1 protein-coding gene is annotated in these 245 nt (G+C 69.0%); it reads left to right on the forward strand.

Annotated features, from left to right (window positions below; translation table 11 throughout):
* On the forward strand, window positions 1-245 hold a 245-nt coding region (locus tag HU735_RS26895; protein WP_186716504.1), incomplete at both ends, for a hypothetical protein.

Consider the following 245-nt stretch of genomic DNA (forward strand, 5'->3'; position numbering starts at 1 on the left):
TTCTACCCTCGCCTCGAGCGCCTGGCGGCCACGCGCACGTACATCGGTGCCCTGATACAACGCGAAGAGCTCGCCGACGGCGTGCTCGCGCTGACGGTGCCAGACCCCGCCGGCATGGTTCAGGAGTGCAACGCGCAACGCCTCGCCTGGGTCCAGGCCCTGCAGGCTTGGCGCGCCGAGCCGCAACGGCACTTCGAGCATTTCACCTCCCTGGCCCTGCTCGGCATTCGCGAGCTGAACGCCAC

The sequence above is a fragment of the Pseudomonas sp. BW16M2 genome, assembly GCF_014268865.1.
GTDB lineage: Bacteria > Pseudomonadota > Gammaproteobacteria > Pseudomonadales > Pseudomonadaceae > Aquipseudomonas > Aquipseudomonas peradeniyensis.